This is a genomic window from Micromonospora sp. PLK6-60 (assembly GCF_019890675.1).
In the GTDB taxonomy this organism is placed as follows: Bacteria; Actinomycetota; Actinomycetes; order Mycobacteriales; family Micromonosporaceae; genus Micromonospora.
In genome coordinates, this window is sequence record NZ_JAIOAA010000002.1 from 687,040 (window position 1) to 707,250 (window position 20,211).

The 20,211-nt window shown below is 72.7% G+C and carries 19 protein-coding genes; 11 read left to right on the top strand and 8 right to left on the bottom strand.

The window, feature by feature from the left end; genetic code table 11:
- The first annotated feature begins 188 nt into the window (after positions 1–188).
- From lanKC to K7640_RS06140, 5 genes are all read left to right on the top strand, one after another.
- Positions 189–2,738: a class III lanthionine synthetase LanKC gene (gene lanKC, locus K7640_RS06120; protein ID WP_222953682.1), complete on the top strand. Its 2,550-nt coding sequence runs from the start codon at positions 189–191 to the stop codon at positions 2,736–2,738.
- A 69-nt stretch (positions 2,739–2,807) separates the two neighbouring features.
- Positions 2,808–2,927, top strand: coding sequence for a SapB/AmfS family lanthipeptide (locus tag K7640_RS06125; protein ID WP_222953683.1), 120 nt, complete (start codon positions 2,808–2,810; stop codon positions 2,925–2,927).
- 68 nt (positions 2,928–2,995) lie between these two features.
- A complete protein-coding gene (locus K7640_RS06130; protein ID WP_088647629.1) occupies positions 2,996–3,115 on the top strand; it encodes a SapB/AmfS family lanthipeptide in 120 nt (39 codons plus the stop codon).
- 64 nt (positions 3,116–3,179) lie between these two features.
- The gene (locus tag K7640_RS06135) at positions 3,180–4,847 is read left to right on the top strand and encodes an ABC transporter ATP-binding protein (protein ID WP_222953684.1); all 1,668 of its coding nucleotides are present in this window, start codon (positions 3,180–3,182) and stop codon (positions 4,845–4,847) included.
- Entirely contained in the window at positions 4,844–6,619 is a 1,776-nt protein-coding gene (locus K7640_RS06140; protein WP_222953685.1) for an ABC transporter ATP-binding protein, read from the top strand. The genes K7640_RS06135 and K7640_RS06140 overlap by 4 nt, the downstream gene beginning before the upstream one ends.
- Here K7640_RS06140 and K7640_RS06145 read toward each other — a convergent pair.
- The 3 genes from K7640_RS06145 to K7640_RS06155 all read right to left on the bottom strand — a co-directional run bounded on the left by K7640_RS06145 (position 6,549) and on the right by K7640_RS06155 (position 9,375).
- Positions 6,549–7,160, bottom strand: coding sequence for a response regulator transcription factor (locus tag K7640_RS06145; protein ID WP_222953686.1), 612 nt, complete (start codon positions 7,158–7,160; stop codon positions 6,549–6,551). The genes K7640_RS06140 and K7640_RS06145 overlap by 71 nt on opposite strands.
- 112 nt (positions 7,161–7,272) lie before the next feature.
- The gene (locus tag K7640_RS30730) at positions 7,273–7,860 is read right to left on the bottom strand and encodes a response regulator transcription factor (protein ID WP_222953687.1); all 588 of its coding nucleotides are present in this window, start codon (positions 7,858–7,860) and stop codon (positions 7,273–7,275) included.
- A 75-nt stretch (positions 7,861–7,935) separates the two neighbouring features.
- Complete coding sequence (locus K7640_RS06155) at positions 7,936–9,375, bottom strand: PLP-dependent aminotransferase family protein (RefSeq protein WP_222953688.1); 1,440 nt, start codon at positions 9,373–9,375, stop codon at positions 7,936–7,938.
- On the opposite strand from K7640_RS06155, the gene K7640_RS06160 reads away from it, so the two are divergent.
- Positions 9,374–10,300: a DMT family transporter gene (locus tag K7640_RS06160; RefSeq protein WP_255608100.1), complete on the top strand. Its 927-nt coding sequence runs from the start codon at positions 9,374–9,376 to the stop codon at positions 10,298–10,300. The genes K7640_RS06155 and K7640_RS06160 overlap by 2 nt on opposite strands.
- Before the next feature lie 66 nt (positions 10,301–10,366).
- Here K7640_RS06160 and K7640_RS06165 read toward each other — a convergent pair whose 3' ends face one another.
- Positions 10,367–10,597 (bottom strand): hypothetical protein, encoded by a 231-nt coding sequence (locus K7640_RS06165; RefSeq protein ID WP_222953689.1) that lies wholly within the window; start codon positions 10,595–10,597, stop codon positions 10,367–10,369.
- Positions 10,598–10,689: 92 nt separating this feature from the next.
- On the opposite strand from K7640_RS06165, the gene K7640_RS06170 reads away from it, so the two are divergent.
- From K7640_RS06170 to K7640_RS06175, 3 genes are all read left to right on the top strand, one after another.
- A complete protein-coding gene (locus tag K7640_RS06170; protein WP_222953690.1) occupies positions 10,690–11,442 on the top strand; it encodes a TetR/AcrR family transcriptional regulator in 753 nt (250 codons plus the stop codon).
- Positions 11,443–11,462: 20 nt separating this feature from the next.
- Positions 11,463–11,597 (top strand): hypothetical protein, encoded by a 135-nt coding sequence (locus K7640_RS29985; protein ID WP_255608101.1) that lies wholly within the window; start codon positions 11,463–11,465, stop codon positions 11,595–11,597.
- Positions 11,598–11,853: 256 nt separating this feature from the next.
- Positions 11,854–13,416, top strand: a complete 1,563-nt coding sequence (locus tag K7640_RS06175; RefSeq protein ID WP_222953691.1) for a polysaccharide lyase family 1 protein — start codon at positions 11,854–11,856, stop codon at positions 13,414–13,416.
- 198 nt (positions 13,417–13,614) lie between these two features.
- Here K7640_RS06175 and K7640_RS06180 read toward each other — a convergent pair whose 3' ends face one another.
- Positions 13,615–14,466 carry a hypothetical protein gene (locus K7640_RS06180; RefSeq protein WP_222953692.1) on the bottom strand — a complete coding sequence of 284 codons (852 nt, stop codon included), beginning with the start codon at positions 14,464–14,466 and terminating at the stop codon, positions 13,615–13,617.
- 405 nt (positions 14,467–14,871) lie between these two features.
- On the opposite strand from K7640_RS06180, the gene K7640_RS06185 reads away from it, so the two are divergent.
- A complete protein-coding gene (locus tag K7640_RS06185) occupies positions 14,872–15,618 on the top strand; it encodes a hypothetical protein (RefSeq protein WP_255608332.1) in 747 nt (248 codons plus the stop codon).
- 161 nt (positions 15,619–15,779) lie between these two features.
- On the opposite strand, the gene K7640_RS06190 is transcribed toward K7640_RS06185, so the two are convergent.
- Positions 15,780–16,490, bottom strand: a complete 711-nt coding sequence (locus K7640_RS06190; protein WP_222953694.1) for an NAD(P)-dependent oxidoreductase — start codon at positions 16,488–16,490, stop codon at positions 15,780–15,782.
- 60 nt (positions 16,491–16,550) lie between these two features.
- On the opposite strand from K7640_RS06190, the gene K7640_RS06195 reads away from it, so the two are divergent.
- Positions 16,551–16,922 (top strand): helix-turn-helix domain-containing protein, encoded by a 372-nt coding sequence (locus K7640_RS06195; protein WP_308042469.1) that lies wholly within the window; start codon positions 16,551–16,553, stop codon positions 16,920–16,922.
- A 48-nt stretch (positions 16,923–16,970) separates the two neighbouring features.
- On the opposite strand, the gene K7640_RS06200 is transcribed toward K7640_RS06195, so the two are convergent.
- Both K7640_RS06200 and K7640_RS06205 read right to left on the bottom strand, forming a co-directional pair.
- Entirely contained in the window at positions 16,971–18,623 is a 1,653-nt protein-coding gene (locus tag K7640_RS06200) for a cellulose binding domain-containing protein (protein WP_255608333.1), read from the bottom strand.
- Positions 18,624–18,723: 100 nt separating this feature from the next.
- A complete protein-coding gene (locus K7640_RS06205; protein ID WP_222953696.1) occupies positions 18,724–20,148 on the bottom strand; it encodes a non-reducing end alpha-L-arabinofuranosidase family hydrolase in 1,425 nt (474 codons plus the stop codon).
- Between the last annotated feature and the right edge of the window lie 63 nt (positions 20,149–20,211).

Consider the following 20,211-nt stretch of genomic DNA (forward strand, 5'->3'; position numbering starts at 1 on the left):
AAGTCCATGATCGACGGAAGCGGGGCCGTGCTGGGACTGGTCAATCGGCATTCGCGAGTTCAAACTCCGCTGTTGTCACGACTTTCGGGTGTGAAACTCACTGGTTCGTCGTGACTTGTCGCACTGGGCTTGCGCCTCCACCATCCGCAGGATTGACGTCAACCGATCAGCCGGTGGAGGCAACCGACATGGACGAACGGTACGACTCGTACTGCGCGGTCGATCCGCTCTTCTACGACTCCCTGGCCAGCACCACGGCCGAGACCGGCGGCTACTCGACCGGCCCCGTCCCGCAGGGCTGGGAGTGCGAGGCCAAGGACGACTGGATGATCCACGGCCCGGTGGACGGTTCCCTCCCCGCCCAGGGCTGGAAGATCCACATCTCCGCTCGCCTGGACAACGCCGAGCGCGTCCTCGCCCGGGTGGTCGACTACTGCCGGCCCCGCGGCATCCCGTTCAAGCACCTGCGCGGGCCGCGCCTGCTGCTCATGCGCAACAGCAAGTACGCCCGGCGCGGCGCCAGCGGCAAGTTCGTCACCGTCTACCCGCGCGACGACGCCGAGCTGGAGCTGACGGCCAAGGAACTCGCCGGCCTCCTCGACGGCGAGCAGGGGCCGTACATCCTCAGCGACCTGCGCTACGGCGACGGCCCGGTCTACCTGCGCTACGGCGGTTTCGCCGCCCGCTACTGCGTCTCCGCCGACGGGCAGACCGTGCCGGCGATCGAGGACGCGGACGGCGTCCTGGTGCCCGACCGGCGGGACCCGGTGTTCCACGTGCCGGAGTGGGTGACGCTGCCCGACTTCCTCGCCCCGCACCTGGCCGCCCGCAACGCGGCGACCACGACCGACCTGCCCTACCGGATCGAGAAGGTCATCCACTTCTCCAACGGCGGCGGCCTGTACGAGGCCCGCGACACCCGCACCGACCAGCGGGTGGTGCTCAAGGAGGCCCGCCCGTACGCCGGGCTGGACGCCACCGGCGCCGACGCGGTGACTCGGCTGCGCCGCGAGGCGGAGATGCTCCGGCGGCTGGCCGACGTGCCGCACCTGGTGCGGGTGCACGACGAGTTCAGCTTCGGCGGGCACGAGTTCCTGGCCCTCGTCTTCGTCGAGGGCCGCCCGCTCAACCAACTGGTGGTGGAGCGCTACCCGCTGGTCCACGCGGACGCGGACCGGGCCGACTACACCCGCTGGGCCCTCGACGTGCACCGCCAGGTCGCCGAGGCCGTCGCCGCCATCCACGCGCACGGTGTCGTCTACGGCGACCTGCACATGTTCAACATCATGGTCGGCGCCGACGGCGAGGTGACCCTTATCGACTTCGAGGTGGCCGCTGACGTCACCCAGGCGACCCGGCCCGCGCTGCGCAACCAGGCGTTCGCCGCACCGCGCGACCGCACCGGCGCCGACGTCGACAGGTACGCCCTGGCCTGCCTGCGGCTGGCCCTGTTCCTGCCGTTGACCGCGATGCTGCGGCTCGCGCCCGCCAAGGCGGCGCACCTGGCCGACGTGGTAGCAGAGAACTTCCCCATTCCGCGCGAGCTGCTGGACGAGGCGGTCGAGGTGATCGTGGGTGAGCGGCCGGCGGACCTCCGGCGGGCCGTCACGGTCGACCCGGACGACTGGCCCGGCCTACGCGACCGGCTCGCCGCGGCGATCACCGCGAGCGCCACCCCGGAGCGCGACGACCGACTCTTCCCCGGCGACATCCGCCAGTTCGCCGGCGCGGACGGCGGGCTCAACCTGGCGTACGGGGCGGCCGGGGTGCTCTGGGCGCTGCACGTCAGCGGCGCCGGCACCGACCCCGCGCACGAGCGGTGGCTGATCGACCGGGTCCGCCACCCCGCCTCCGGCAGCCGCCTCGGCCTCTACGACGGGCTGCACGGCATCGCGTACGTGCTGGACCTGCTCGGCCACCGGGACGAGGCGCTGCGCCTGCTCGACCTCTGCCTCGACCAGCCCTGGACCGAGTTGCGCGACGACCTGACCGGCGGACTGCCCGGCATCGCGCTGAACCTGGCGCACTTCGCCGCGCGCACCGGCGAGCGGCGCTACGCCGACGCCGCCCGGCAGGTTGTCGACGTGGTGGTCGGCCGGCTCGGCGACGTCGAGTCGGTCGCCGAGATCAGCGGCGGTCAGCACCCGTACGCCGGGCTGACCCGGGGCGGGGCCGGCGTGGCGCTGATGCTGCTGCGGATGTACGAGCTGCACGGCGAGCCCGCGCTGCTCGACCACGCCCGCACCGCGCTGCGGCAGGACCTGCGCCGCTGCGTACGCCGCGACGCCGGGCACCTGGAGGTCAACGAGGGCTGGCGGACCATGCCCTACCTGGCCGAGGGCAGCGTGGGCATCGGGCTGGTGCTCGACCAGTACCTGCGGCACCGCCCCGACGACGAGCTGCGCGACGAGGCGACCGCGATCCGCCGCGGCGCGGACTCCCCGTTCTACGCGCAGTCCGGCCTCTTCGCCGGCCGCGCCGGAATCGTCGCGTACCTCGCCGAGCACGGCGACCGGGACGCGGCCCGGCAGCAGGCCCGGCTGCTCGGCTGGCACGCCCTGCCGTACCGGGACCGGACCGCCTTCCCCGGCGACCAGCTCCTGCGCCTGTCCATGGACCTGGCCACCGGCACCGCCGGGGTGCTCGCCGCGCTCGCCGCGACCCGGCCGGACCACCCGCTCCACCTGCCGTTCCTGACCCCGCTGCCCGACGCGACGACGGTCGCGGACGTCGGCTGAGCGGCCACCGACCCCCCGGCTTCCCCGGGGTGACCCGACCCGACGCGACCCGAGAGGAGGTGAATCGACATGGCTCTGCTCGATCTTCAGGGGATGGAGCTGCCGGCCGCCGGGCGCACCGGCGGTGGCAGCCAGGCCAGCCTGCTGCTCTGCGGCGACAGCTCGCTGAGCGTCACCACCTGCAAGTGACCCGCCGGTCATCGATCGCGATGACCGCCCGACCGACGACCGACGTCACGAGAGAAAGAGGAACCGACATGGCTCTGCTCGACCTCCAGGGAATGGAACTGCCGGCCGCCGAGCGCACCGGCGGTGGCAGCCGCGCCAGCCTGCTGCTCTGCGGCGACAGCTCGCTGAGCGTCACCACCTGCAACTGACGATCAGTCGCTTGGCCCCGGGCCGGCTCACGCCGGTCCGGGGCCCGCGCCCGTGGGAGGCCCGATGACCCCCGCCGACCGGCTCGCACTGCGCGCCGTGGGTTTCGCCGGCTGGTGGACCCCGACGTTGGCGGTGCTCGCCGTGGTCGAGGTGGCGGCCGAGCTGGCGCTGCCCGCCGTCCTGGGCCGCGCGGTGGACGCCGCCGTCGGTGCCGGGCCGCAGTCTTCGTCCGGCCGGTGGATCGTCGTGGTCGCCGCGTTGGTGCTGGTGCTGATCGGCACCCGGGCCGTGCAGGACTACGGCACCGGCGTGGCCGGGGCCCGGTCGGTGGCCGCGCTGCGGCACGCCCTGATCCGCCACCTCTTCGCCCTCGATCCGCGCACCGTGGGCCGCCGGCCGGTGGGTGATCTGGTCGGCCGGCTGGTGGGGCAGGTCGCCGACGCCGGGCAGGCCGCCCCGACCGTCGTCCTGGCCGGTAGCGTGCTGCTGCCGCCGCTTGGCAGTCTGGTCGCGCTCACCCTGATCGACGCCTGGCTCGGCCTGACCTTCGTGGTGGGACTGGTGCTCCTGGCCGTGCTGCTGCGGCGTTTCGTCAGCGCGGCCTCCGGCGCGGTCGCCGGCTACCAGCGGGCCCAGGGGGACCTGGCCGGGCGGCTGGTCGAGGCGCTCGCCGGCGCGCGGACGATCACGGCCGCCGGCACCGCCGGACGGGAGGTCGACCGGGTACTCACCCCGCTGCCGGAGCTGCACCGCCACGGCGTCCGCACCTGGCGGGTGCTCGCCGGGGCGTCCGCCCGGGGGGCCCTGCTCAACCCGCTGCTGCAACTGGCGGTCGTGGCGGTCGGTGGTTGGTCGCTGTCGGCCGGGCGGCTGACTCCCGGTGAACTGCTCGCCGCCCTCCAGTACGCCGCGATCGGGGCGGGACTGGGCGCCGCGATCGCCGCCGTCAACACCGCCGTCCGGGTCCGCGCCGGCTGCGCCCGGGCCGCCGAGATTCTCGACGAACCGGCCCGCCGACACGGTGCCCGGGACCTGCCGCCCGGACCGGGTCGGCTGGAGCTGTGCGGCGTCGGCGTCCGGGGCGAGGACGGACGGCCGCTGCTCGACCGGGTCGACCTGCGGGTGCCGGGCGGGACGCTGCTGGCCGTTGTCGGGCCGTCCGGCGCCGGCAAGTCACTGCTGGCGGCGGTGGCCGGCCGGCTGCGCGACCCGGACGCCGGCGAGGTACGACTGGACGGCGTGCCGCTGCGGGAGTTGACGCCGGCGACGCTGGGCCGGGCGGTCGGTTACGGCTTCGAGCGGCCCGTCCTGGTCGGTGCGACGGTCGGCGAGGCGGTCGGCTGCGGCGACGACCCGGTGCCGCTGGCCCGGGCGGCGCAGGTGCACGACGTGCTGCGGCTGCTGCCCGAGCGCTACCGCACCCCGCTGACCGGGCTGGCCCTCTCCGGCGGCGAGCGGCAGCGGCTCGGGCTGGCCCGCGCGCTGCGGGCCGAGCGGCTGCTGATCCTCGACGACGCGACGTCCAGCCTGGACACCGTCACCGAGCACCGGGTGGTGGACGCGCTCACCGGCCACCACGACCGGCGTACCCGGGTGGTGGTGAGCCACCGGGTGGGCACGGCCGCCCGCGCCGACCTGGTGGCCTGGGTGGAGGGCGGCCGGATACGGGCGGTGGGCCCGCACGAGGTGCTCTGGGCGGACCCGGCCTACCGGGCGGTGTTCCGGTCGTGACCACTGTGGGTGCGGTGACCCGGGCGGCGCTGTCGGCGCGGCGCGGCCCGCTGCTGCGCCTGGCCGGCTGGTCGCTGGCCGAGGCGCTGCCGGCGGCGCTGACCGGCCTGCTGACCGCCCGGGCCGTGGACGAGGGGTTCCTGGCCGGCCGGCCCGGCGTCGGGCTGCTCTGGTTGGGTCTGCTGGCGCTCGCCGTGCTGGTCGGCGCGCTCGGCACCCGGCAGGCGTACGGGCTGCTGGGGGAGGTCGTGGAACCGTTCCGGGACGACCTGCTGCGCCGGGTCGTGGCCGGCACGCTGGCCGGCGCGAGCGACGGGCGGGGCGACGACGCGGCGGTGACCCGGCTGACCCACCAGGTGGAGATGGTCCGGGACACCTGGGCCGGCCTGCTGATGGTGGTCCGGGGTTTCGTGTTCGCCGCCGGTGCCGCCGTGGTCGGCCTGCTGTCCCTGGCCGCCCCGGTCGCGCTGCTGGTGATCGCGCCGGTGCTCGTCGGGCTCCTGCTCTTCGCGGCGGCCCTACCGGCGATGGTGGCCCGGCAGCGCGAGTACGTCCGGGCCGGTGAGCGGCTCGGCCGGGACGCGGTCGTCGCGGTGGCCGGGCATCGCGACGTCACGGTCAGCGGGAGCGGGGACCGGGTCGTCGGCTGGCTCGGCGATGACGTCGACGCACAGGCGGGGGTGGAGCGGCGGCTGGCCACCATGGCCGCCGCGCGGAGCCTGAGCCTGGCCGTCGGTGGTTGGCTGCCGGTGCCGGTGCTGCTGCTCGCCGCCCCGTGGCTGCTCGGGCAGGGCCTCGGGCCGGGCGCGCTGCTCGGCGCGCTGGTCTATGTCGTACACGGCATCCAGCCGGCGCTGCACACCCTGTTCCAGGGAGTGGCGGCGGGCGGTCTCCGCTTCGTGGTCACCCTCGATCGGCTGCTGCGGACCTGCGTACCCCCGGCGGAGCCCCGCGTCGCGGCGGCCGGGTCGCCGCCCGACCCGGCCGCGCCCGCGCTGTCGCTGCGGGCGGTGACCTTCCGGTACGGGCCGCACGCCGTGCCGGTGCTCGACGGCCTCGACCTGGCCGTGCCGGCCGGCGACCACCTGGCGATCGTCGGCGCGAGCGGCATCGGCAAGTCCACCCTGGCGGGGTTGATGGCCGGGGTGTTGCGCCCCCAGTCCGGCACGGTCCACCTCGCCGGGACGCCGGTGGACGACCTCGACGCGGCTGAGCGGGCCGCCCGCCGGGTGCTGATCCCGCAGGAGGCGTACGTGTTCACCGGCACGATGCGGGACAACCTCCGGTACCTGCGACCCGACCTCGACGACGCGGCCATCACCCGGGCGGCGGACCAACTGGGCCTGGCCGGCCTGGTGACCCGGCTCGGCGGCCTGGACGCGACCCTGCGGCCGGCGGGCCTCTCCGCCGGGGAACGCCAGCAGGTGGCCCTGTTGCGTGCCTGGCTCTCGCCGGCACCGCTGGTCATCCTCGACGAGGCGACCTGCCACCTGGACCCGGCCACCGAAGCACGCCTGGAACTGGCCTTCGCCGCCCGGCCCGGCACCCTCGTGGTGATCGCACACCGGATCAGCTCGGCGGTGCGGGCCCGGCGGGTACTGCTGCTGGACGGTGAGCACGCCCACCTGGACAGTCACCGGGGGCTGCTGGACAGCTCGGCGGCCTACCGGGAACTGGTGGGCTACTGGGAGGGCGAACGGGTCAGATCCAGCACGAGTCCTGGGCGGTCCGCACCGCTTCCCAGCGGGTCCGCGCCCCGGTCTTCGCCATGATGCGGGACAGGTGATTGCGCACCGTTCCGGGTGAGACGCCCAGCTTCTGGGCGATCTCCCGGACCGGCAGGCCGTCGGCCGCCACGTCGAGCACCTCCCGCTCGCGCGGGGTCAACGGATTGTCCGCCATTTCGAGCGCGGCGACGACCAGGTCCGGGTCGAGCACGAGCTGACCGTTGGCGATCTTCCGTACCCCCTCGGCGATCAGTCCGGGTGGCACGTCCCGGTTGAGGAAGCCGATCCACCCGCGATGCTCGGTGAGCACCGAGCGGATCCGCCCGGCGCGACGCTGGTCCACCAGCACCAGCAGTCGGCCGCCGTGGCTGCCGTCGGCTGCGGCGGCGAGCCGGGTCAGCTGGTGCACCGGTACGACGTCGAAGTCGATCACGGCGACGTCCGGGCGTTCGCCGAGCAGCGCGACCCGGAGGTCGTGGGCGGTGGCGGCCTCAGCGACGACGTCGATGTCGCCCTGCGCGGCCAGCAGGTGGGCGAGGGCACCCCGGACCAGTCGGCCGTTGAGCGCGAGCAGTGTGCGGACCATATCGACTCCCAGCTATGCCTCCCGCCTCTCCTGACGAATCGTGAACGGGTGGTAACCAGTCGTCAACCATGTCACCAATATTCGGTCCCGGCAACAGGACTGTCCGGTGTCGTCAGATCCAGCCGACCTCCTGGGCCCGCCGCACCGCCTCCCAGCGGTTTCGGCCACCGGCCTTGCGCAGGAAGCTGGACAGGTGGTTGCGGACCGTGCCCGGCGCGAGGTGCAGCAGTTCGGCGATCTCCCTGCTCCGCAGGCCCTTCGCGGCGTAGGTGGCCACCTCCCGTTCCCGTTCGCTGAGCGGGTTGACCGCGGTGTCGAGGGCGGCGAGGGCGGTCAGCGGGTCGATGCTGCGGCGCCCGTCGGCGACCGTCCGCAACTGGGCGACCATCTCCTCGGGCGGCACGTCCATGGCGACGACTCCGCAGACCCGCAGGCGTAGCGCCCACCGCAGCACCTGGGCGGTCGGCCGGTCCGTCAGCACCACGACCGCGCACCGCGGCACGGCGGCGCGCAGCGCCGCGACCACGCCAGCCGGCTCGTCCTCCGCGGTGAGGTCGACCAGCACGAGGTCGGGGCGAGCGTCGGGAAGCCGGCCCAGGTCGGCGAGGGCTGCCTCACCCTCCACCACCACCTCGAAGCCGGGTGCCGCCGCGACCACCCCGGCCACGAGCGTCCGGTGCAGGCCGGGCTCCCCGAGCACGGCGATTCGAACTGTCGGCCCTGGCTCTGCGTCGCGCGGTGAGTCACCCATAGGAACACTGTGCCCGACGGAGCGTCACCGGGCACCTGTCGCAGTTGCTGCCGTCGCCGCGCATCCCGTGGTCGATTCCGCGAGTGCGACAGCCAGCCGGCGGACGGCCTCGTCCATCAGATGCGGTGGGGCGGCGGCGTAGGTCAGGCGCAGGTGCGGCGCCGGGGGTTCGGCGGCGTACCAGGGGCGGCCGGGGAAGACGACGACGCCCTCGGCGGCGGCTGCGGCGGTCAGCGCGACGTCGTCGGTGCCGTCCGGCAGCCGGACCCACAGGTGCAGGCCTCCACGGGGAACGTCGCGCGGGGCCAGCGCCGGCAGGTGCCGGTGCAGCGCCGCGAGCAGCGCCTCCCGGCGGGCCCGCAGCTCCTTGCGCAGCGTACGGCGATGCCGGTCCCAGGCCGGTGCGGTGTGGAACTCCAGCGCGGCCTGTTGCAGCGGCCCGGCCACGAAGAAGTCGTCGAGCAGCCGGGCGGCGCGCAGCCGGGCACCGGCCGGCCCCCGGGCGGCGAGCGCGGCGATCCGCAGGCTCGGCGCGGCCGACTTGGTCAGCGAGCGCAGATAGATGACGTGTCCGTCGGGGTCGTCGGCGGCCAGCGGGGGCGGGGCCTCGCCGTCGATGGTCAGGTCGCGGGCGTAGTCGTCCTCGATCAGGAACGCGCCCGCGTCGCGGACCGCCGCGACCACCTGGGCGCGCCGGGCGGGGGCGAGCGTCGCGCCGTGCGGGTTGGCGTACAACGGCTGGCAGTAGAACAACCGGGCGCCGGTGCGGGCGAACGCGGCGGCGAGCTGGTCGGGGCGTACCCCGTCGGCGTCGGCGGGCACCGGCGCCACCCGCAGCCCGGCGGCGTGCGCGACGGCCAGCGCGCCCAGGTAGGTGGGGGACTCCACGAGCAGGGTGTCGCCGGGCGTGGTGAGCGCCCGCAGGGCGGAGGAGAGCGCCGCCTGACCGCCCGGGCAGATCACCACGTCCTCGGCCCGCAGGCTCCCGCCGGCCTCGCGGGCGAACCAGGCCCGCAGGTCGGCCCGCCCCTCCACCGGACCGCGTTGCCAGGCCGCCGGGTGCCGGGCCGCGCGGGCGAGCGCCGCGCCGAGCGCGGCGGCGGGCTGGAGATCCGGGTCCAGGTAGCCGCCGCTCAGTGGGATCGCGCCGGCTGGCGGTAACGCCAGTAGCGCCTGCATCTCGTTCTCACCCGCGCGCCCGGGGCCGAGCGCCACGGTCTGCCAGGACAGGTCCGGGCGGGGCGGATCGGCGCGCCGGGGCGCCACGAAGGAGCCGCGACCCGAGCGGGTCTCCACCAGCCCTTCCGCGACGAGCCGGCGGGTCGCCTCGGCGACGGTCACCGGGGAGACGTGCAGGTGGCCGGTCAGCTTCCGGACCGATGGCAGCTGCCGGCCCGGGGTGGCCGCCGCCACCAGCCCCCGCAGGTGGTGGACGACCCGGTCGATAGCGCTACCATCATCCATGACGGATCAGCGTAGCGCTACTGCTCCCGCACCGGTAACGGTGAGCCCCGGCGCGGGCATCGCCCTCGGCGCCCTGGGCGTGCTCGCCTTCAGCATGTCGCTGCCGGCCACCCGCGTCGCGGTGCAGACCCTGGACCCGTGGTTCGTGGCGTTCGGCCGGGCCGTCGGCGCGGCGCTGCTCGCCGGGGCGTACCTGGGGCTGACCGGGGCGCCACGCCCCAACCGGGACCAGTGGCGGCGGCTGTCGATCGTCGCCCTCGGCGTCGTCGTCGGCTTCCCGCTGTTCACCTCGCTCGCGCTCACCACGCAGACCTCCGCGCACGGCGCGGTCGTCGTCACCGTGCTGCCGGCCATGACGGCGGTCTTCGCGGTGCTGCGGGCCGGCGAACGACCGCCGCCGCTGTTCTGGATCGCCAGCACCGCCGGGCTGGCGCTGGTGCTCGCCTTCCTGGCCGGCAGCGGTTCGATACGCGGGACGCTGTCCCTGGCCGACGCGTTCCTGCTCGCCGCCGTGGTGCTGTGCGGCCTCGGGTACGCCGAGGGCGGCGTGCTGGCCCGCGAACTGGGCGGCGCCCGGACGATCTGCTGGGCGCTGCTGCTCTCCCTGCCGGCCACCGTGCCCATCACCACGGTCGCCGCGATCGCGCACCGCCCGCAGGCCGGCATCGCCGGCTGGTCCGCCTTCGGCTACCTCACCGTGGTCTCGATGTTCCTCGGCTTCTTCGCCTGGTACGCGGGGCTGGCCCGGGGCGGCATCGCCAAGGTCGGCCAGATCCAGCTCGTCCAGCCGGTGCTCACGCTGATCTGGTCGGCCGTGCTGCTGGGTGAGGCGGTCACGCCGGGCGCGCTGCTGGTGGCGGGGGCGGTGCTGGCCTGCGTCGTGCTGATCCAGCGCACCCGCGGCGGCGCGCGGTTACGGCCGTGACAAGGCGCCGCCCGTACGGCCTTGCCGCCAACTGCGCCGCCGCTCGCGCGGCGCGGGCCCATGGTGTCAGGGGCCGGTGTCCGAATAGACCTCGACGTCGTAGAGGAGCTGCACGTTGCGGCGGCCGTTCGTGATCCCGACGAAGACCGGGTCACCGGCCGGGGTGCGGCCCTGGCGCCATACCTGCTCCCGGGCGGCTTCCCGTGACTCGTGGTGGATGCTGCCGGCCTGGTGCAGGGCCAGGACCCGACGAGCGGTGGTCCGGTCGCTGTCCAGGTGGACTCGCAGTAGCGGCATGGGGCGACCTCCTTGCTGATGGCCAGGCTGGCGGGCGTGTTCGGCTAGCTTATCGGCGTTAAGTTACTTGTCCATGGGTCTAGAGTGATGCCATGAGCACGGTAGAGCCGGACGCGCCGATCACCTCTCCGGCTGGACAGCGGGATGGCCGTAAGCCGTCACCGGTATGGCTGCGGGCGGAGCCGTCCCGGGCCCGAAGGAAACCGCCGCTGACCCTTGAGCGCATCGTGGACGCGGCGGTTGCCCTGCTCGACCAGCACGGCGTCGAGGGCCTGACGATGCGTAGCCTCGCCCAGCAACTCGACGTGACGGCCACCGCGCTGTACTGGCATGTGGAAACGAAGGACGACGTCCTGGACCTGGCCGTCGACCGGATCTTCGGTGACGTGCCGATCCCCGAGGTGAGCGACGACTGGGCGGGGGACATCCGCGCCCTCACCCGAGGATGGCGCAGTGCCATGCTGGACCACCCCTGGGCGCCAGGGCTGGTAGGGCGGCCGATGCTCGGACCCAACGTCCTGGCCCGCACCGAGTTCCTGCAAGCGGCGCTGGTACGCGGCGGCCACTCCGGGCGGCAGTTGGCGGTGGTCACGCGAGTGCTGGCCAACTACGTCATCGGTGCCTCGCTGACGGAGGCGACGTGGCGCCGGACGGCGGACCCGCAGGCGAGGGCCGCCGCCCGCGAGCATGTCACCGCGCACGCCAACGCCTATCCCACCCTGACCGCCTCCGGTCACCTCGACGACGCCCGATGGGACGACGACCTGCTGTTCGAGGAGGGCCTCGACGGCATCCTCCGAGCAGTAGCCCGGACGGGTACGCCGGAAGAACCACAGCGGCCCTGAGCCGCGCGGCGGGCGTCCTGGTGCGGGCGGACGTCCTGGCGCCGGCCGAGATCCGGCACCGGCCGGCGGCACGTCAGGTGGTCGCGCAGGTCGCCGACCGGCCGGACGCCGCACCGGCGATCGCGCCCCTCGCCCGGGGTCTCGGCCTGGGCTGAGCCAGTGCAAAAAACCTGCAAACGCCATCTCTTGCCTTGAACGAAAGCGCTTCCATACCATTGCGTTACATCGATGTTTCAATTGCGGGCCGGGCGCCGCAAATGAATGGGTGCCGCCGGCGACGCGCCCGATCGCGTTGCCGCTCATCAGCTTTCCGGTTCGGGCAAAAACCTTCCGAAGCAGCCAGGTTCGCTGCTCGGCGGCGGTTGCCGCCCGCCCGACGGCAATTATTCGAAATGGCGAAGTGAGGCGAGAATGAAGCGATCAGTCGCACTGCGACTTCAGGCCACAGTGGCCACCGCGGCGGTGGGAATTGCGATCGGCGTGGCGCTGCCGAATCCCCAGGCGTCGGCGGCGGTAGGCAACGCCACCGGCTACGCGACCCAGAACGGCGGGACCACCGGCGGCGCCGGCGGGCAGACGGTACGGGCCACCACGGGCACCGCGATCCACACGGCGCTGTGCAACCGGGCCAGCAGCAGCACCCCGATCATCATCGAGGTCTCCGGGACCATCAACCACGGCAACACGGCCAAGGTGTCGGGTTCGAGCTGCAACACCGCGGCCGGCGTGATCGAGCTGAAGCAGATCAGCAACGTCACCATCGTCGGGGTGGGCAGCGGCGCGGTCTTCGACCAGCTCGGCATCCACATCCGCGAGTCGCGCAACATCATCATCCAGAACGTCACGGTGCGCAACGTCAAGAAGTCGGGCTCGCCCACCTCCAACGGCGGTGACGCCATCGGCATGGAGAGTTCGGTGCGTAACGTCTGGGTGGACCACGTGACGCTGGAGGCGTCGGGCGGGGAGGCCGAGGGCTTCGACGGCCTGTTCGACATGAAGGACGACACCCAGTACGTGACGCTCTCCTACAGCATCCTGCGCAACTCCGGCCGGGGCGGGCTGATCGGGTCCAGCGAGAGCGACCGCTCGAACGGGTTCATCACGTTCGACCACAACCTCTACGAGAACATCGACTCCCGTACGCCGCTGCTGCGCGGCGGCATCGCCCACATCTACAACAACCACTACTCCGGCCTGCACGAGTCCGGCATCAACTCCCGGGCCGGCGCCAAGGCGAAGGTGGAGAACAACTACTTCCGCAACTCCAAGGACGTGCTCGGCACGTTCTATACCAGCGAGCGCGGCTACTGGCAGGTCAGCGGCAACATCTTCGACAACGTGACCTGGTCCGCCGCCGGCAGCGACAACTACCCGGCCGGGCCGAACCCGACGTCCAACACCACCGTCAGCATCCCGTACTCGTACCGTCTCGACGGGGCGAGCTGCGTGCCGGACATCGTCCGACAGACGGCGGGCGCCAACACGGGCCTGCGGGTGTCGGACGGGAACTGCTCACCGCAGAGCCCGTCGCCGACCACCCCGGGGCCGACCACGCCCGCGCCGACCACGCCGCCGCCGACGAGCACCCCGCCGCCGCCCAGCGGGACCAACCTCAGCCTCGCCTCCGGCGCCGGGGCCGACGGTTCCAGCAAGGCCAGCGGGACCAGCTACGGCAACGTGCGTGACGGCAGCCTCGGCACGTACTGGTCGCCGACCGGGTCGACCGGCACCATCTCGATCAAGTGGGGTTCGGCCACCCGGGTGTCGCGGGTAATCATCCGCGAGCCGTCCGGCACCCAGGGTTCGATCGGGTCGTGGCAGCTGGTCAACAACGACACCGGGGCCGTGCTGGCCGCCGGGAGCGGGGCGGGCTCCATCACCTTCACCGCCACCTCACTGACGAAGATCAACTTCAAGATCAACAGCTCGAACGGTACGCCGAAGGTCGGCGAGTTCGAGACGTACGCCAGTTAGCCGCCGGCGTGGGGGGCGGGGTGGCGTCGGCCGCTCCCGCCCCTGCCCGCGCGGCCGGCGGCGGCCCGTCGACCGGTGCTGATCCTGGTGAGCTGCGCAGTTGCGTGCGCGGGAGGCGCGCCGCCGGGCCGCGGCCCGCTGGTTAGGAGGGGCCCCTTCCTATCGCCCAGGCGATAGGAAGGGGCCCCTCCTAACACCTCAGTTCAGGCCGCAGGCGGCCAGCGCGTCCAGGTTCGGGCGCTGCGCGCCGACCCGGTTGAAGGCGATCTCGATCCGGTCGAGCGCGGCGCCTCGCTTGCTCTTCAGCGGCCCGAGGATCGCGTTGTCGATGAAGGCCGGCCCGCCCTCCGGTCGGATCGCGAGCTGGGCCAGGCGGGCGTTCGCCTCGGCGATCTGCTTGTCCAGGTTGGCCAGTTCGACCTGCACCTGACCGGCGGCGGCCGCCGGCACGGCGTTGAGCCGCACGCCGGGGCAGTTCACGGTGCGGGCCTGCCCGGGCGCCGCGGCCCCGCCGTTCTGCCCACCGGCCGCGCCGTTCTGGCCGGCCGCGCCGTTCTGGCCGCCGTTCTGGCCGGTCGCCCCGCCCGGGGCGGGGCCGCCGTTGACGGCGCTCGGCACGCCGGGGGAGTTGAGCCCGCAGCTGGCCAGCGCGTCCAGGTTCGGGCGCTGCGCGCCGATCCGGTTGAAGGCGATCTCGATCCGGTCGAGCGCGGCGGTGCGCTTGGCCCGCAGCGGTCCGAGGATGGCGTTGTTGACGAAGTTCGGCCCGCCCTCGGGCTTCACCGCGAGCCGGGCCAGCCGCTCGTTCTGCCGGGCGATCTCCTGGTCCAGGTTGGCCAGTTCGCGATCCACCTCGGCCTTCGCCGCCGCCGGCACTGCGGGCAGCTTGTCGCGTACGGTCGGGCAGTTCACGGTCTGCGCGGCCGAGGCGGCCCCGCCGCCGTTGGTGTCGGCGGACGCCAGTTGCAGCCCGCCGGCGAGCAGGAGCGCCGCGAGGGCGCCCACCCCGCCGAGTTTCAGGACCGCGTTGTTGCGCGTACCCCTGGCCATGCACCTCTCCTTTGGTTGACCTGGAGGGTCGGCGCGGCAGGCGTGCCGCGCCGCCGCTCCGCGGTGCGAAGTGAGACGCAGGTATCGCCTCTCGTGGCCGCTCCGGCATCGCGGTTCCGGACGATGTCCCTGTCGGCGATGGGTACGGGGGCGACGGCCGGATCGTTCAGCGTCCGGTGATCCGATCGAGCGCGTCGACGCCGCGTCGGTAATCGGCGATCGAAGGCGGCGCCGGCCGTGCTGCGCCAGGCCGGGGGCCGGGTGGTGCCGCGTCAGGCGGGAGCCGGGTGGTGCCATGGTGGCGTCCCCACGCGGGCCTTCGCGGTGTGGACAATGGGGCCGAATTCACCAGGCCCCATTCACCGGTGAGGAGCAGCTGTGCCCAAGGACAGGCCGCCGTTCAGGATGCAGGCGATGCTCAGGCTGGAGCGCGGCACCGCGGACGCCGCCGAAACCCTGCGCCGATACGCTCCGCTCGCCGACGAGATCGGCGCCGACGGGATGGACGTCGACGTCGAACGCGCCGACCTGCTGCTGTCGGGCTGGCGCGTCGCCGGGAACGAGGAACGCGCCATGCACGACCTGGCCCACCCGCTGCTGCGCCGTTTCGGCTGGCGCGAGCAGGACTTCGGCTACTCGCCGAATGTCCGCTACGCCGAAACCATGGGACCCCCGTCCGGCCCGCCGGCCACCCGCCTGGTGATTGATCGGGCCAGCCAGGAGATGGGTTGGGAGGGCGAGACCCACGGCACCGGCCTCACCCCCGACCGCACGCTGGAGATCGAACCGGCCGAGGACGAGGTCGTCGCCCGGCTCTTCGTCGCCGTCCCGGCGACCACGATCGCCGGGACGGTGGCGGCGTTGGCGCCGTGGCTGGCCCGCGTCGAGCCCGCCGCGGTCGGGGTGGATCCGGGCCGCGCCGCTCTGTCGTACCTCGCCCGCGGCGACCTGCGGGCCGAGGCGGAGCGGCTCGGCCTGGGCCCGGTCGAGACCGGGCGGATCGAGGGGGACGCCGACCACGTGATCGAGACCGCCACGGCCACCGACGGCACGACCCTCTGGCTGCGCCGCGGCACCGACCCGGTCTCCCCGTATTGGCCCGGCATCCTGGAGATCCGGGAGATGGTGCTCGACCCGTCCTACCCGGACTAGGCCCTGTCCTGCCGATCATTGCCGGGCTGCGGCGGGCCCAGACGGCGACCGGCGGCGTTGTCGGTTCGTCCGGATACAACACCGGTATCCGCACGAACCGCCGCCTTGCCGGACCGCCGCCTGGACCGCGCCTCGCACCGACATGATCGACAGGACAGGGCCTAGCGGGGCGGGCTGGGGTGGCCGTTCGCACCGTCGGTGCGCTGCCGGGCGTCGGCGAAGACGGAGACGCGGGTGCGATGGTGGCGCGGAAACTCGACCTCGTCGATCGTCGCCACGGCCAGATCGGCGTACGAGAGCTGGGCGACCGCCGGGTCCGGGGCGTGCTCCCCGCCGAGCTGGTAGCGGCCGGTGCGGGGTGCGTCCGGGCGCAATCCGGCGGGCGGGGTGAGCACGAGCCAGTCGACCGGGGTTGCTGCCGCCCGGAGCCGGTCCAGGCCGGCCGTGTGGGCGAGGGCGAAGGGTCGCAACTCGACGGGCAGGACGGTGGGATCGTCGAGCAGCAGCCGACCGTCCGGGCTCCTCAGGTTGGCGAACAGGCCGATGACGACCAGTCGGGGCACACCGACCTGGGCGAGACCCGCGAGCAGGGCGTCAGCGGCCCTGACGTAGAACTCCGGATCGAGGCCGACGGCGGCGAGGGCCGCGGGGTCGGACGCGGGGCTGACCGCGTGGACCACGGCGTCATGGCCCTGCGCGAGGGCGGAGATCGACTGCGGGTCGGTGACGTCACCGCGTACCGCGGCGGGGATGTCGGGATGTCTGCGCGGGTCCCGGACCACCGAGGTGACGTGGACTCCGCGGCGGTGCGCCTCGGCGGCGGTGGCGCGACCGGCCCGACCACCGGCTCCGAAGATCGCGATGCTGGTCATGGGGCGACGCTAGTCGGGTGACCACCGGTTACCGCAACGATACCGGCCTATGGTGGAGCGGTGACGTCACGGCTCGACGCGGACATGTTCGACCCGGCGTGCCCGTCGGCGGCGCTGCCCTTCCGGATCGGCGACAAGTGGACCGGGATGGTGGTGCTGTGCCTGGAGCACGGGCCGCGCCGCTTCACCGAACTGCGGGTGCCGCTGCGTACGGTCACGCCGAAGGTCCTGACGGAGACCCTGCGGGCCATGGCCCGGGACGGCCTCATCACGCGTACGTCCTACGACGAGAACCCACCCCGCGTCGAGTACGCGCTGACGCCGCTCGGTCGGAGCCTGCTGACACTCATCGAGGCCGCGCGGACGTGGAGCCGAGCGAACATGTCCGAGCTGTTGGCCGCCCGCGCCTCGTTCGACTCCCGCCCACCGTGACGGTGCGCGTTCGGGGGTGCGGGTTCGCACCCACACCCCCGGCCCTCCTCAGAGGGTGAGCACGACGGTGGAGATGCTGCGTGCGCCGACGTTCACGGAGACCTGGTTTCCGTTCACGCCGGCCGGCTGGCTGGCCGCACTCGCGTTCTGCGAGGTGGCCACGTATTCCGCCTTCGAGACGTTCTGCGGTGCCTGGATGATGGCGTTGTTCACCGCGCTGGTCGACCGGTTGAGGATCACCAGGGTGACCTTCCCGTCACCCTGGTAGGCGGTCACCTCCAGCGGCGACGCCTTCGAGCTCTTGGTCAGGCCGATCCGCTGGTAACCAGGGCGGACGTACTTGGCGAACTGCGAGAACGCGTATCCGCGCTTGAGCGGGGCGCCCGCCGTGGTGCCGTACGCGGACTCGCCATCGCCGATGAACGAGTAGTAGCGCTTGCCGTACCACCAGATGTAGGCGCTCCAGTTGGACTCCATCGACTTGTGCACGGTGCGCATGATGTCGTCCAGCGTCTCGTTCCAGACCGCCGTGTTGCTGGGGTTGCCCCAGATGTTGGAGCCGCTGCCGTCGGCCTCGTGCAGGTTCCACTCGGTCATCCATACCGGCTTGTTGTACTGCTGGGCCAGGGTGTACGGCTTCAGCCGGCCCGACGCCTCGGTGCCGTAGAGGTGCCCGCCGATGTAGCCGATGTTGTTGCGGGCGGTCGCGTCGTTGAGGGTCGGATCGGTGTAGCTGTAGTTCAGGTTCACCGCCTCGGCGACCATCAGCTTGGTGTTCTGCACCTTGGCGCCCTGCTCCCGGACGAAGGTCTGCAGCTCGGTGCCGCTCCAGTCCATCGAGTCGTAGTCCGGGTGCCAGTCCGGCTCGTTCTGCACCGACGTGACGTCGATCGTCACGCCCTGGTTGCGCATGTACTGCACGTAGCTGTTCAGGTGGTTGGCGTAGTCGTCGTAGTAGTCGGTCTTCAGCTTGCCGCCGTTGATCCGGCTGTTGTTCGTCTTCCAGGCCGCCGGCGCCGTCCACGGCGACGCCATGATCTTCACGTTCGACCCGTACGACTTCGCCGTCTTCAGGGCGCTCACCTGCGTCGACCACTCACTGGACACCGGCGAGAGGCCGGTGCGCACGATGGACAGGCCGAGCTGGTTGGGGCCCAGCCCGACCAGCGTCTGCGTCTCGGCCGTCGACCACGCGCCACCCCAGATCGACACCGCGGCCCCGAACCCGTCGACCGTCTGGTACCGGGTGGCGGTGTTCACCGTGATGTCCGCCGGCCCGGCCGGCGGTGGAGTGGTGGGCGACGTCGTCGGCGTCGGTGTCGGCGTCGGCGTCGGTGACGTCGTGGGTGAGGTGGTCGGCGTGGTGCCGCCGGTGCAGGTGACCCCGTTGAGGGCGAAGCTGGTGGGGGCGGGGTTGCTGCTGCCCCAGGAGCCGTTGAAGCCGAACGAGGTGGTGCCGTTGGTGGGGATGGCGCCGTTGTAGCTGACGTTCCTGGCGGTGACGTTGGCGCCGCTCTGGCTGACGGTGGCGTTCCACGCCTCGGCAACGGTCTGGCCGGCGCTGTAGGACCAGGTCAGCGTCCAGCTGGAGACCGGGTCGCCGAGGTTGGTGATGGTGACGTTGGCGCCGAAGCCGCCCTGCCACTGTGACGACACGGCGTAGTTCACCGCGCAGCCGGCGGCCGCGGCCCCGGCCGGCATCGCCACCGCGGCCGCCGCCGAGGCCAGCAGCACGGTGCCGGCCGTCACCAGCGCGGTACGGCGCAATCTGAGTCTTCTCACGAGAACTCTCCTCGAACCGTCAACGCTGGAGGGTCAGCAGACCCGGCCGGTAGGGCAGCAGACCGTAGTCGCCGCCGGAGCTGGGAGACCGCCCCTGGTAGAGCAGCTGGAGGTTGCAGGGGTCGACGGTGAAGGTCTGGTCGGCGGTGGTGCGGATCAGCTCGCCGTGGCTGATGTCGTTGGTCCAGGTGGCGCCGCTGTTGGCCTTGCCGGCGAAGGGGTTGCTCTCGGTGGCGGCGTTCGGGGTCCAGGTGCCGTTGAGGCTGGTGGCGGTGAATGACCGGAAGTAGCGGCCCTGCGAACCGATCGCCTCGACGAGCATGAGATAGCGGCTCTGGCCCCGCAGCTTGTAGACCTGCACCGCCTCGAACAGGTTGTTCGTGCTGTCGCTCATGATGGTCGTGTAGTTCGAACCGAAGTTGCCGGGGAAGTTCCCGATCGGCATGCTGGCCCGGTAGATCTTGCCGTTGTCCCCGGCGAAGAACAGGTACATGTTCTGGTCGTCGGCGATCAGCGTCTGGTCGATCGGGCCGGTGCCGGAGCCGGAGATGCTGCCGGTGAACAGCGGTTGCGCCGACGACCAGCCGTTCGGGTTGGTCGGATCGGTGGAGGTCTTGTAGGAGAACGCGGTGCCGCCCCACTGGTAGGCGAGCACCCAGATGTTGCGCGGGGCGAAGTAGAACAGCGTCGGCGCGACCGTGCCCTGCGACATGCCGTTCTGGCTGGCCGTGGCCATGTCCGACCAGTTGGTGAACGGGCTGAAGTTCATCGAGCCCCAGGACGAGCCGAAGTCGTGCGTGGTGGCGTAGACCAGGTGCTTGCCGTTGTACGGGACGACGGTGAAGTCCTTCAGCGACACCCAGCCCGACTTCGGCTGGGCCAGCGCCCCGGTCGACGACCAGCGGTAGGACGACGGCAGGTTGCACGTGCCGGTCGGCGGGGGCGTGGTCGTCGGCGTCGGGCCGGGGGTGGGCGAGTTCGTCGGCGACGCGGTCGGCGAGCTGGTCGGTGACGTGGTGGGGGTGGTGCCGCCGGTGCAGGTGACCCCGTTGAGGGCGAAGCTGGTGGGGGCGGGGTTGCTGCTGCCCCAGGAGCCGTTGAAGCCGAACGAGGTGGTGCCGTTGGTGGGGATGGCGCCGTTGTAGTCGACGTTCCTGGCGGTGACGTTGGCGCCGCTCTGGGTCAGGCTGGTGTTCCAGAACTGGGTGACGGTCTGACCGGCGCCGAAGGACCAGGTCAGCGTCCAGCTGGAGACGGGATCGCCGAGGTTGGTGATGGTGACGTTGGCGCCGAAGCCGCCCTGCCACTGTGACGACACGGCGTAGTTCACCGAGCAGCCCGCCGCCGCGGCCCCGGCGGGCAGCGCGGCGACGACCCCCGCCGACGCCAGCAGCGCGACGCCGGCCGACACCAGCCCGACATTGGCGGCCCTGGATCTGGACATAACGCAACCTCCTGTGGTGGTGGCGGCTTACGCATTCGTAGGAGTGATTATTTTGTGAGCGTT

Bases quoted from the DNA above. Each gene is read 5' to 3' on its own strand.
- K7640_RS06135 (WP_222953684.1), top strand. From the start codon at position 3,180: ATGACCCCCGCCGACCGGCTCGCACTGCGCGCCGTGGGTTTCGCCGGC.
- K7640_RS06160 (WP_255608100.1), top strand. From the start codon at position 9,374: ATGACGGATCAGCGTAGCGCTACTGCTCCCGCACCGGTAACGGTGAGC.
- K7640_RS06145 (WP_222953686.1), bottom strand. From the start codon at position 7,160: ATGGTCCGCACACTGCTCGCGCTCAACGGCCGACTGGTCCGGGGTGCC.
- K7640_RS06175 (WP_222953691.1), top strand. From the start codon at position 11,854: ATGAAGCGATCAGTCGCACTGCGACTTCAGGCCACAGTGGCCACCGCG.
- lanKC (WP_222953682.1), top strand. From the start codon at position 189: ATGGACGAACGGTACGACTCGTACTGCGCGGTCGATCCGCTCTTCTAC.
- K7640_RS06155 (WP_222953688.1), bottom strand. From the start codon at position 9,375: ATGGATGATGGTAGCGCTATCGACCGGGTCGTCCACCACCTGCGGGGG.
- K7640_RS06125 (WP_222953683.1), top strand. From the start codon at position 2,808: ATGGCTCTGCTCGATCTTCAGGGGATGGAGCTGCCGGCCGCCGGGCGC.
- K7640_RS06170 (WP_222953690.1), top strand. From the start codon at position 10,690: ATGAGCACGGTAGAGCCGGACGCGCCGATCACCTCTCCGGCTGGACAG.
- K7640_RS06200 (WP_255608333.1), bottom strand. From the start codon at position 18,623: ATGCCGGCCGGGGCCGCGGCCGCCGGCTGCGCGGTGAACTACGCCGTG.
- K7640_RS06190 (WP_222953694.1), bottom strand. From the start codon at position 16,490: ATGACCAGCATCGCGATCTTCGGAGCCGGTGGTCGGGCCGGTCGCGCC.
- K7640_RS06205 (WP_222953696.1), bottom strand. From the start codon at position 20,148: ATGTCCAGATCCAGGGCCGCCAATGTCGGGCTGGTGTCGGCCGGCGTC.
- K7640_RS06130 (WP_088647629.1), top strand. From the start codon at position 2,996: ATGGCTCTGCTCGACCTCCAGGGAATGGAACTGCCGGCCGCCGAGCGC.
- K7640_RS06180 (WP_222953692.1), bottom strand. From the start codon at position 14,466: ATGGCCAGGGGTACGCGCAACAACGCGGTCCTGAAACTCGGCGGGGTG.
- K7640_RS06185 (WP_255608332.1), top strand. From the start codon at position 14,872: ATGCAGGCGATGCTCAGGCTGGAGCGCGGCACCGCGGACGCCGCCGAA.
- K7640_RS06165 (WP_222953689.1), bottom strand. From the start codon at position 10,597: ATGCCGCTACTGCGAGTCCACCTGGACAGCGACCGGACCACCGCTCGT.